Origin of the sequence: Streptomyces aureocirculatus (assembly GCF_000720475.1) — a bacterium.
Classification (GTDB): domain Bacteria; phylum Actinomycetota; class Actinomycetes; order Streptomycetales; family Streptomycetaceae; genus Streptomyces; species Streptomyces aureocirculatus.
Window position 1 is genome coordinate 1 of record NZ_JOAP01000044.1, and the last position, 10,697, is coordinate 10,697.

15 protein-coding genes are annotated in these 10,697 nt (G+C 67.9%); 9 read left to right on the top strand and 6 right to left on the bottom strand.

Annotated elements, in window-relative coordinates; translation table 11 throughout:
• A partial coding sequence (locus IG78_RS50325; RefSeq protein WP_169749732.1) for a hypothetical protein occupies positions 1-197 on the top strand: 197 nt, incomplete at its 5' end.
• A 184-nt stretch (positions 198-381) separates the two neighbouring features.
• Here the strand turns inward: IG78_RS50325 and IG78_RS42955 are convergent.
• Positions 382-1,098, bottom strand: coding sequence for a site-specific integrase (locus IG78_RS42955; RefSeq protein WP_225882287.1), 717 nt, complete (start codon positions 1,096-1,098; stop codon positions 382-384).
• Between the two features lie 270 nt (positions 1,099-1,368).
• Between IG78_RS42955 and IG78_RS0131905 the strand changes: the two genes are divergently transcribed.
• A complete protein-coding gene (locus tag IG78_RS0131905; RefSeq protein ID WP_030569775.1) occupies positions 1,369-1,632 on the top strand; it encodes a hypothetical protein in 264 nt (87 codons plus the stop codon).
• Positions 1,633-1,878: 246 nt separating this feature from the next.
• Here the strand turns inward: IG78_RS0131905 and IG78_RS0131910 are convergent, their stop codons facing one another.
• Entirely contained in the window at positions 1,879-3,018 is a 1,140-nt protein-coding gene (locus IG78_RS0131910; RefSeq protein ID WP_030569778.1) for a PQQ-binding-like beta-propeller repeat protein, read from the bottom strand.
• 412 nt (positions 3,019-3,430) lie between these two features.
• On the opposite strand from IG78_RS0131910, the gene IG78_RS0131915 reads away from it, so the two are divergent.
• The 7 genes from IG78_RS0131915 to IG78_RS49615 all read left to right on the top strand — a co-directional run bounded on the left by IG78_RS0131915 (position 3,431) and on the right by IG78_RS49615 (position 7,529).
• Complete coding sequence (locus IG78_RS0131915; protein WP_030569783.1) at positions 3,431-3,967, top strand: hypothetical protein; 537 nt, start codon at positions 3,431-3,433, stop codon at positions 3,965-3,967.
• 303 nt (positions 3,968-4,270) lie between these two features.
• Positions 4,271-4,825, top strand: coding sequence for a hypothetical protein (locus tag IG78_RS51770; protein ID WP_063760822.1), 555 nt, complete (start codon positions 4,271-4,273; stop codon positions 4,823-4,825).
• A gap of 9 nt (positions 4,826-4,834) precedes the next feature.
• The gene (locus IG78_RS0131925; protein ID WP_030569789.1) at positions 4,835-5,542 is read left to right on the top strand and encodes a hypothetical protein; all 708 of its coding nucleotides are present in this window, start codon (positions 4,835-4,837) and stop codon (positions 5,540-5,542) included.
• A gap of 245 nt (positions 5,543-5,787) precedes the next feature.
• Positions 5,788-6,378, top strand: a complete 591-nt coding sequence (locus IG78_RS0131930) for a hypothetical protein (protein ID WP_030569790.1) — start codon at positions 5,788-5,790, stop codon at positions 6,376-6,378.
• 174 nt (positions 6,379-6,552) lie between these two features.
• On the top strand, positions 6,553-6,705 hold the full coding sequence (locus tag IG78_RS49605) for a hypothetical protein (RefSeq protein WP_157855931.1): 153 nt from the start codon (positions 6,553-6,555) through the stop codon (positions 6,703-6,705).
• A 274-nt stretch (positions 6,706-6,979) separates the two neighbouring features.
• Positions 6,980-7,138: a hypothetical protein gene (locus IG78_RS49610; protein ID WP_157855932.1), complete on the top strand. Its 159-nt coding sequence runs from the start codon at positions 6,980-6,982 to the stop codon at positions 7,136-7,138.
• 28 nt (positions 7,139-7,166) lie between these two features.
• A complete protein-coding gene (locus tag IG78_RS49615; protein ID WP_157855933.1) occupies positions 7,167-7,529 on the top strand; it encodes a hypothetical protein in 363 nt (120 codons plus the stop codon).
• A 22-nt stretch (positions 7,530-7,551) separates the two neighbouring features.
• Here IG78_RS49615 and IG78_RS0131955 read toward each other — a convergent pair whose 3' ends face one another.
• From IG78_RS0131955 to IG78_RS0131970, 4 genes are all read right to left on the bottom strand, one after another.
• Entirely contained in the window at positions 7,552-7,878 is a 327-nt protein-coding gene (locus tag IG78_RS0131955; protein WP_030569797.1) for a DUF1048 domain-containing protein, read from the bottom strand.
• 1 nt (position 7,879) lies between these two features.
• Positions 7,880-8,236: a DUF1048 domain-containing protein gene (locus IG78_RS0131960; RefSeq protein ID WP_030569799.1), complete on the bottom strand. Its 357-nt coding sequence runs from the start codon at positions 8,234-8,236 to the stop codon at positions 7,880-7,882.
• A complete protein-coding gene (locus IG78_RS0131965; RefSeq protein ID WP_030569802.1) occupies positions 8,233-8,559 on the bottom strand; it encodes a PadR family transcriptional regulator in 327 nt (108 codons plus the stop codon). The genes IG78_RS0131960 and IG78_RS0131965 overlap by 4 nt, the downstream gene beginning before the upstream one ends.
• A gap of 942 nt (positions 8,560-9,501) precedes the next feature.
• Positions 9,502-10,632: an SDR family oxidoreductase gene (locus IG78_RS0131970; RefSeq protein ID WP_030569805.1), complete on the bottom strand. Its 1,131-nt coding sequence runs from the start codon at positions 10,630-10,632 to the stop codon at positions 9,502-9,504.
• Positions 10,633-10,697: the final 65 nt, after the last annotated feature.

Below are 10,697 nucleotides of genomic sequence, written 5' to 3' on the forward strand. Positions count from 1 at the left end.
ACCACCACCAGTGGCTCCTCGACACCTACGGCCTTTGCTATGGCTACGTCATCGCCTACAGCAGCCACGACACCGAGACCCGCACCTACCGCATCCGTCACGACGAGGCACACATCGCCGAGCTGCGCCAAGCCGCCCGCGCCCTCCTGGACGAGGTTGCCGCCATCCGCCAGAGCCAGGACGACGGCCGCCATTGACGCGGAGCCCATCGCCCAAAGGGAAAGTCGCAGTGTGCCGCAGGTCGTGAAGAGTCCAGTTGGCGCCCAGGAGCTCGTGGGCGCGCTTGAACATCATGCGCGCTGCGTCGTACCCCAACGGCCGCCAGGGGCGGCGCACAGTCCACCACAGCGGCTGCGCGCGGCGGCGGGGGACGCCCTTGTTCTAGGATTCTTCCTGGTAGAGCCGCAGCCAAACGAACGCGTCAGGGGTGGCAGGCAGTTCCTGGTAGGCGCGCGTGCCCTTGCGGATCACGCCGATGGTCTGCTGGCCGACGACCGTATCGCCCTGCTTGGCCGTGAGCAGTTCCTCGGCGCGGGCGCCGGTGGCGACCCAGAAGGCCAGGAGGGCACGGTCACGGTGCGAGCGGACACCCGCGAAGACCTCGGTGTACTGTCCGTAGGGGATGCGGCGCGGGATCCGCTTGGGGACCTTTGGCCGGTAGAGGTCGGTGCGCTGCTTGTTGTGTTCCTTCTCTGGGTTGTGGTGGGCGTTGGCTCGCGCCGAGCGCCGGCTGCGGACCAGGGGGAAGGGATTGACCAGCAGCGATCCGGTGTTGCGCTCCAGGTGGAAGTCGTAGAAGGTCCGCAGCACCGTCTCGCAATGCGCCCGGGTAGTGGGCGCGTACTTCTTGGTGACGGTGGGCTTGCCCGTCACCGGGTTCGGAGATCCCGGCGCCGGACTGTCACGCCGGGCCGGAGGTATCTCAGCAGGGTCCTTGCCGCGGTGACGCCAGTGGACACGTACCGGCTTGTCCGCCAGCTTCATCCACAGCATGAAGTCCCGGGCATCCTCTCGAACCGCACGGTCCCACTCGATGCCGAAGGCCCACAGGCAGCGCCACCAGCGCAGCAGATCCATCCCGTACGAGCGTGGCGTCAACGGCGAACTGTCCGCTGCCATCAGGTCTCTGAGGTACGTGGCGACAGGCTCGATCGGCCGTCCGAACGAGTCCAGCACCTGATACGGCTCCCAGGGGTCTGTTAGCGCTATATGGGGCGGGCACACCATTCGGCGGTGGCGGCTCACAGGGCGCCCGATCATGTCTGCGGCCGGGCAACCGCATGTCACGACCTGATCAACACGCCTGCGCGGTGCCACCGCGCAGGAGACGCTGGGCACAGAACACACCAACTTGAGGGGAGCACGCCTGTGTCCGACGAGCCGAGTTACCGCGACGTCCAGTCCGCTGTGCGGGTCGAGAAATTCCGCATCTGGTTCGCGTGGTTCTCCGGCGGGTTCATCATGCTCGGCATTACGCTCGCCTGCCAGGACATCGCCGTCGTCAGCGTCATCACCCAGACGCTGCTGGTCGTGCTAGGCATCGCCTTCTCGTTCATCACGGTGAAGATGACCAACCAACTGAACCGCCGGGCCGCCGAAGCCCGCCGCCAGGTCCTCGGGGACGACATGTGACGCCGGGTGCGCTACCTCAGCAATCCGAAGGTTTTCCTCGATCGGCTGGTTCGGCGTGTCATGAGTGAACTACGTTTCTACGCGCCGTGGCTCCGGGCGACGACATCCTGATACGCGATGCCGTCAGTACGGTCGACCCTCGACCAGGTCAGAGACTGACGTTCACACGGCTTCGAAGATCGGGAGGATTGAGCGCGCCTGCTGGAGTCTTCGCTGAGGCAAGCGGTTCTGGGACGCGTGAGCCGGTCAGTGCTCGATGCGGTAGGCCGACACCGTGTGGTCGGATTCCGTGAGGGCGATGCCCACATACCCGTCGCTGAAGTAGGGCGCGATGCCGGGCTGGTCCTCTTTGTCGGCGCCTGTGGTGGAGTCCAGGACGACAGGGCCGTTCTCCGTGGTTCCGTAGACCAGGCCCGCGCGCACCAACGTGACCTCTGGGGCAACCCGGTTACCGGCGGGAAGCTTCCATCGCGTACTGCCGGTCTGGGTGTTGTAGGCGACGATCGAGTCCGCGCCGGTGCAGATCGTCGTGGCGCGGCCGTCGTAGTCGCAGCCGTCGACCTTGAACTCCCCGTCGTAGGTCTCAAGGCGTTTGTTGGTTGCAGCTTCGAGCAGGACAGCACCGGCCTTGGTGTCGTCGTTGCTGGTCAGGTACCCGCCTACGAGGACGGTGCCGGGACTCGCCGCCGCCAGAGTGTCAGCGGCCAGGTCGTCGATGGCCCACTCCTGGTGCCCGTCGGCCGGATCGAGTCCGACCGGTTGCCTGTCGCCGTCCGCATCATCTCGCAAGGCCACCAGCTTGCCTGCGGCCAGGACCGCTCCCGCGGCGTACGTACCCGGCGCCGTCCACACCTTCTGGTGGCTGTTGACATCCACGCCGAAGAGCCGTCCCTGCGCGAACAAGACCACAGTGTCCCCGTACAGCCCGACCACTTCGGTGTCTTTCTCGTCCACATCCAGGGCGTATTCCAATTCCCTTAGGGGGATCCGTGTCGACCAGGCCTTGGCGGCCCTGTCCGTGTCAGCGACGAGGAGTTCGACTTCGTGGTGCCCCTTCGTGGTGCCAGAGCCTGGTACCTGGGCGATCAGGCTACTCAGGGCGAAGGTCTTGTCCTCGTGCTTTGCGATGACCGGCCGCCGCGCGGGGTTCGAGCCGACCATCGCCCCCAAGTCGTTCATGGTGGTGAGGGGTTTGTGCTTGGGCGCGATCAGCACCGGGTCTGCCTTCCGGACGCCGCTGGCGATCTCCATGCTGTCGGGGCGGGCGATGTAGGCCGTGCCTCTGTGCAGGGCGATGGGCAGGGGGTGCTGCAGTCCCCCAATGGAAATGTTGCCCGCTCCTGCGGAATCGGGCAGGGCGACGGGCTTTTCTGTCGAGAAGCGCACCGGCGCCTTCACTTCGCGGACCCCGGGGCGCGGCGCGGGGGCCGAAGCGCCCGGACCTGCGTCGCCCTCTGCTGTTCCCTTGTCTGCTCCGTCCGATCCGTCGCACCCTGCCACGAGCATGAGGGTGGCAGCAGCTAGGCACCCCGCTCGCATGGACGTGCGCTTCATATGGTTCCCCCTGTGGTGATCGTTGCGGGACGAGGATAACCAGTCATGGGAACGCGGGACTGTCCAACTGATCGGTCGATGGCCGGTTCTGTGCGACAAGATTTGCAGACGGGTTCTGAGCGTTCGACGGAGAGCTGCTACCTCTGCGGTCCGCTGCGGCTTTCACGACGTATCAGAGTCCTCGCCAAATTGGGGTGGATTGGCGGTGTGCCCTCAGGGCGCGGCTCGGTTGAGCTTCGGTCGCGTGCTCCAAGTCGGCGGCGACCTGACCCCGGGCCCTCTCAAGCAGGCCGGACGCTGGATCATCGACACCGCCTCCCTCGCCATCCGCATCGCCATCGGCGCCATACGCACCCGAGAGGCCAAGGTCATGACCGAACCGGCCGCCCAGTACCCGTGGGACGACGACCACGCTGAAGCCGCCAATTTCCGCAAGTTCATCCAGGCGGGCATCAGCCCCGCCCAGATCGAGGCCGCCCTCGGCTCCGACGCCCGCGGCATGGGCCGTTACCGGCGATTCAACGGCCGCAGCCGCCGCTGGATCGACAGCAGGCTCATTGACATCGAGGTCGCAGCCGAACGGGAAGCCGAGCAAGCCCGAGCAGCCCGGAACCTCGCCACCGAACGCCAGATCCGCTACATCCTCGATCTTCTGGCCCGGCGCCGCCGCGACGGCGAAGGGGGCGGTTTCTTCACCGGGCTCACCGACTACGCCGGAATCGCCAAACTGTCCCGCTCCGAAGCATCCGCCTACATCGACTCCCTGAAAGGCCAGTTCTGATGACGGCCATCGTCAAGCTGCACATCCGCGACTCGTCCCCGGCCGTCGAGGTCGATCTCGACACCCTCACCCCGCGGGCGCGCGCCCTCGCTGAGGCCATCAGCCTGTCCTTCGGGCAGCAGCCCCTCGGGGTGCTGTGCGACACGGACCGGACGAAGGGCGAGCACCCCCAATTCGCCTACCGGTACGGCACCGGGCCCGAGGCCCAGGCCATCGCCGCCCAGCCCGACCAGCGCTTCCTGACCCACCTCAAGCCGATCCGCAAGGACGGCGTGACGTCGCCCGAGGAGTGGCTGGAGGCCAATGCCCGCGACATCCCTCGACTTCTGGCCGATTGCCGGTGCCCACAGCCGTATGCAGTCCATGGAGGAGCGCGTCCCCTCCGCGGGCGCGGCCCGCGCGGACCGCTGCCTGAGGCGCGACCAGGCCTTGCCATACCTCGCCGACAAGAGCGAGCGCACCGTCATCCTCAGCCCCGACGCGTGGATCCTGCTGCAGAAGGCGGGCAACGTACCCGCACCGCGGCACTACGCGGTGGGCGGGCGGATGCCGCTGTGGCACGTCGACGACCTGGACGCCTACATCGCGCGGGACTACGAGCGGTGGACGATCAGCCAGGTCGCCGAGCACCTCGGCTACAGCGGGGCCTCGGCGACCGGCAGCGCCCGCAAACAGCTCTCCCGCTGGGGCATCTCAGCCGTCGACCGGCAGCCGGGCCGTGATGGCGAGAGCCGGTACGCCGCCGACCAGGTCGAGGCCGCCCACCGGGCCCGCCCCGGCAAGGGACGCCGCGGCGCCCTACGCGTCGACGGCGGACGCTTCACAGCTTCTGACAGCAAGGACCACTCCGACAAGTGAGGAATCAGCATGACGACGCAACTGCGGACGTACCGCGTCTGGGCCGCCTTCGAGGCGCCCCAGGACGCCGCCGCCACCGAGATCACCAACGTGCTCCAGGACGCGTTCGTCGGCCACGAGCACTTCACCATGCGCATCGTGCAGATCGCGGAGCCGGAGGAGGACGACCCGCCGACGACCGTCTGCACCTGGGCTCGGATTGACGCCCCTGCCAGCATGACCTGGGACGACATCAGGAGTCCGCTGCGGGAGCTGTACCGCAGCCTCCGCCACCCGCTTGTCGAGCAGAGCATGGTCATCCGTGAGCGCCCCGACGATGTCGACGACATCATCACCGCGCGCGAACTCCGGCGCGGCAGCCCCGACGACGAGAACAAGGACGAGCCCGGCCGCGACGAGCCCGCGCTGCACACGCTGACCTTCTACTGGGTCAGCACCCCGGCCGAGGGCCAGACGCGGGAATCCGCGCCCAAAGGGGGCACGTACCTCGCTACATTCCAGGCTCGCGGCGCGCTTGAGGTCCCGGCCGTGGGCGACACAGTCACCCTGTTCTCCCAGCGCGTGCAGGTCATCGCACGGTCCTTCGACTACGAGTACAGCGACGCCTACGTGGCCAGCGACGGCCCCGTCTGCACGGAGGGGAAGATCACCGTGTACGTGGAGACGCCCCTGCCCAAGCCCTTCTCGTCCCGCCCGGCAAAACTGACCATGCGATGACACAGCAGTACGCCACCGAGTAGTCTTCGGCCTACTGCTCCCCGCGCCCGCGGGAATGGCCCACAGGGCCTGCTGCAAGGGCCGCCACGCATCGGTACTGCTCCCCGCGTATGCGGGGATGGCTCCCGCTAAGAGCACTGCTCTTCTACTTCCCGCGCCCGAGGGGATGGCGTCACCAGGCACACCGCACCGCCGCGTGTGCCGCCTGGGCGCCTATCCATCCCCCTCGCGAGGAAGGCAGTCCCGTGTCCGTGCCTGAAGAGACCCCGCCCAGCCCTCTCGACGCCACCCTGTCCGCGCTTGCCGCAGCATGTCCCGGCCTGCGCCAGACCGAGCCGTACGCGATCGGTGCTCCGCTCGCCGACGTGCGGCTGACTCCACGACGCACCGCCCGATACACGTGGGCCGGATACGAGGTGCGGGTAAGCGTCGGCGATGAGGATCACCTCGACCGCGACCCCCCGGACAGCACCGTCCTGTACCGGGAAGTCCGCGCGCACGCCGTCCTTGTGGTTCCGCAGACGGCTGCCGTGGACGGGATCGGGCATGTCGAGTGGGAGATGACCAATCCCCGGCCGGAGGTGGCGTTCCCCGGCGCGTTCACCGTTGCGGTCGCGGACCGGGAGGACCCTCGGTTCGCCAGCGCCGTCCTCGCGACCGTCGCGAAGGCCCTCACGCACGTCCGCCTGGCGACTGAGCACGCAGGCACTCAAGCGGCGCAGGCCGCCGACGAGGTCCGGTGGGAGAGCGAACGCCCGCCGGAGGTCAGCCAGCGTAAGTGGCTGCGGGACAAGAGGGCGCAGCGGGACGCGGCGAGAGCGTCAGCGACGGGGTAGTCCACGTGACCAGCCTCCCGCTGCGCCCACCTCCCTCGATGGAAGCGGTGCGGGCCGGAAAGATCAAATTTTGGGGAGCCGGTCGAAAGTCGGCCCTCAGACCGGCACCGCCAGCGGCCGAACGCGGAGTCGCCGGTATGGCGGACAACCGCGGAACCACATTGTCACCCCAATGTGCGGATCACCTACCAAAACACCGCGGCCCGTCTGATCCGCGACGCCGAACCGCTGCACGAGGCCCTGCTCCTGTGCGAGGACGCCGACGCCGCCACCGCGGCCGGGCGTGAGTCGACGAGGAACTGCACACCTTGGCCTACCGGGTACTGACGACGGTGGACCTCCTGGGCGCGACCTACCTCCACGTCACCCCCATCCGGGCCTCCCCGCTACCGGCATGTGTCCGACGTGGTCGCGGACGCCATGGCCGCCTGGCCCGAGGAGCAGTGTGCCCAGGTGGGCGCCGTACTCGCCGGCCCGGGCGTGTAGTTGCCACTCGTCCCCGGGCGCCGCCGCGCTGCGCCCGGGGACGAGCGGATGAGCCGCCCGGTCAACCCGCCCCCGCGAGGATCTGCTCGCCGTCGGCGCGTTCGTCCAGGCCCGGATGGAGGAGGCCGCCGACCGGCTCTGGCAGGCCCGCCTGCTGTGGGCCGAGATGCTCTCCGAGATGGACCCGAAGGGCAGCCGCGTGCGCGCGCTCGCCGCGCCGCTGTACGAGCTGGCCGGGCAGTGGAACCAGCACCCCGACTACCAATCCAGTTGACCGGACCGATCGCCCAGACCGCCCCGAAGTGGACCACCCGATGATCCGCTGCGCGGCCGACGCTGACCACACCGACGACTACTTCGCCCTGCTGGACGCCGGCACCGATGACGCGGGCCGTCTGTACGCGGCGTGCGACGGCGGCACGGCGATGCTGCGCGGGATCGCCGAGCAGTGGCAGGAGGAGGCCTGCTGCCGCGGAGGAAGGCGTCGGGATGCCGCGGGCGGACATGGAGTCCTTGTTGTGCGCCGCGCCACCGAGCAGGACCCACCCGGGCTCGTAGATCTTGCGGAAGAAGTTCTCCTGATGGCCCGTGCCGTACAACTGGGAGCGACTGTCTGCGGCCGTCCGCAGTCATCGGCGGCTGCCCGCGACTGGCCGGATGGCTGAATCCCGGCCGGTTCGACGGGGGTTACTTCTCGGCGGTGCCGGGCTTCCCGTTGAGGGACTCCTGATAGACGTCAGCGTTGGTACGCGAGTCATCGACCAGGTCGTCGCAGAAGGCGGCGATGTCGCTGCCGATGAGTTCCAGAGCTCCCTTGCCGTCCGCCACGCCCCCCTCGAAGAAGTCGACGATCCCCGGCAGCAGAGGCCCGTCGGGCAGGTCGACCGGCCCGACCTTGAAGAAGTACTTCTGCATCTCCTTGTAGACGATCTGGTAGTCGGGCGGCAACGCCTGGACTCGCGCCATGTGCGCCCGCCACTGCTTCTTGCCTTCGATGATGTCGTGGATGCCCATGTCAGCCCCCTAGTCGGCCCAGCTTCTTCGCGACGTTCCTGTTCAACTGCTCGCGCCACCGGTCGCGGTAGGTACGAGCTCCTTCTCCGCCGGTCAGCGCAGTACAGAAGCCGGGGATGTCGTCGCCCAGCACCTCGTGAACGCTCTGCCCCTCCGCCGCTGCCTCTTCGAGCAGCCCCAGGGCGCCGTCCAGGATCGGCATCAGGTTGCGGCCGGTGAAGTCCCCGTAGGGGGAGGTGTGGAGCTTGATCTGTTCCCACGCCGCACGGTAGTCGGCCGGCAGTGCCGCGGCCCGGCCTTCGAACGCCTTGTACTCCCTGGTGAGGTCGCTGCCCGTGATGGTCTCCCAGAAGGTCATCGCCCGCCCTCCTTGAGCTTGTCGATTCGTGAGGAGAGGTACTCCCACTTCGCCCAGAACGCCGCGAGTTCTTCGCGCCCTGCGTCGTTCAGCGCGAAGAACTTGCGTGGTGGTCCCAGTCCGGACGGCCGCTTCGTCACCTGGACGAGGCCGTTCCTCTCCAGCCGCAGCAGGATGGTGTAGATCGTCCCTTCGACGACGTCGGTGAAGCCGAGTTCGTTCAGTCGACGGGTGATGGCGTACCCGTAGGTCTCCTCGCTGTCGATGATTTCCAGCACGCAACCCTCGAGCGTGCCCTTCAGCATCTCCGTCAGATCGTCCATCGCGGTCCTGTTCGGTTCTCTTGGTACTGCGTAGTACCAAGTACCACTACACAGTAACACGAAGTAGAGGGGCTGGGGCCATCGCTTCGGAGACGCTCGACGCGGTGACCAAGGCCAGCAGTGACAGGCCCGGAGTGTCGACGACGACGCTGCGTTTGCGGGCGGCGGAGCGACGCTCGCGACGCGGCACAACCGATCTGTTGAGCTCGCTGAGGTCTGTGATTCGTCTACCGGAGGGTCTTGCCGGTGACGCAGGTGGTGGCGTACTGGCAGTGGTGGTCCGCGGCGGGTGGCATTCAGGTGGCCGGGCCCCTTGGTCGGCTGTGAACCGGTTGCCGACCGGGGTGACCGCGATCGGTTCGCAGCAGCGTGAGACCTGCTCAGCCTTGCCCGAACCTCAAGGGGACACCGACTGACCTGACCCGCACTCCGAAGGAGGCCGCTGGAGCCGATGCCGTCGATGCCAGTGGCCCCAGCCCTCGTCGCATGGACTGTGGCGGGGGTTCTGCCCGAAGCCGGGCGGCCAACTCTCAGACCTGCGCCTGCTTCTGCTGCGTAGGAGCAGGCTCACTCCGAGCACTTGGAGGACAAGCTGCGTGGCCATGGCGTCGCCGCGGGCCAGCAGGGCCACCATGGCCTGTCGGCGGCCATGACGGCCAGGCTCGCGGTATGCGTCGTGAGGGGCTCGGCTGCCAACCCTGGGAGAAGCCGTGGCTGGCGTCGCCGTACCCGGTGAGGGTCACGTCACGGGTGCCGAGTGCGGCCCGAGCTTGCGCCGGGTGCCGGCCCAGCCGCCGCTGGCGATGCGATCCGCTGATCCGCAGGTGAGGCGAGGGTTGCGGTCACCGCCAACTCCTGTACCGAGACGGATTCGATCGGGCCGCTCCATCCGAGACGGCCCGGGCATCCTTCTCTGTACATGCCAATGCCGCTGTGGCGAGGTCACGTGGCGGTGGTGGTTGAGGTTCCCAGAGCCTGTGCAAGGTAATGCTCGTCTACGGGCTTGGGGTCGGGTAGTTCGCCGATCCTTGTCATTAGCTGGGACCGGTCATAGGTACGCCGCTGTGCGGCATAGCCTAGGAAGCTTGCCCGTTGCATGACGAGCTGCTCCAGAGATGTGGGGGCGGGCAGTTCGGGCACCAGGTCCAGGGCAACGCCTGGGTGGCGAAGTTCGAGGGCCCGAAAAAGTGTGGTTGTTGCGGTGTTCTTGGGATGGGTGATGTGCAGAGTCTGGACCAGCGGCGTGTCGTGGGGGATCTCGGCGGCTCGGACCATGGCGTGAGCGGCGTAGTCGACTTGGAGCATGTTCCAGGCGCCCTGGGGGTCGACGGGGATGCGGACGTGCAGCCTGGTTCCGTCTTCCCAGCCGTTCGCGAGGATGTCGGCCAGGCTGCGCCCTCGCATGGTCCATGAGCGTGCCGTGTCGTCGGTGAGTCGGACCAGGGTGTCCAGGGGCTGGCCGGGGAGGCCGTGGGGAGCTGGGCGGTGGGAGACCAGGAGGCTGGGGCGCATGATGGTCGCGGGGCGGGCACCGGTCCTGGCCCAGGTGTGCACGATGGTCTCGGCGGTGTATTTGGTCTCTTCGTAGGAGGTGAGAAACCCGTCGTCGCGCAGGTCGTCTTCAAGGATGTGGCCGGTAGTGCGTCGGCCGGCGACAGCGATAGTGCTGACGTGGACGACGTGGGCGCCGGGGGCGGCGTCGGCGAGCTCAAGGACGTGGCGGGTGCCCATCACATTGGTCCGGTGCAGGGGCACCGGATCGCCTTCCAGGCTGAGCGCGGCCGCACTGTGCCAGATCTGGGTCAGTCCGTCGGCCAGTTGCACCCGTTGGGCTGCGGTGAGGGCCATGCCCGGCTGGCTGAGATCTGTGCTGAAGAAGCGCAACCGGTCCAGGGCGCCCGGTGGCAGGGGTGGGGCGTCAAGCCAGGTGATGGCGGCTTCCGTCCGCGTGCGCAGGTCCTTTTCGCCGCCGCGCCCGAGGATGATCAGCGGCTGGTCGCCGGGGCGGGCGAGGAGTTCGCGGGCGAGGCGGCTGCCGAGGAATCCGGTGGCGCCGGTGATCAGGATGGACAAGGCATCTCCACGGCAGGGATCGGACACAGGGATGTGACGCTACGTGATTCTGTCCGCTCCTCGGA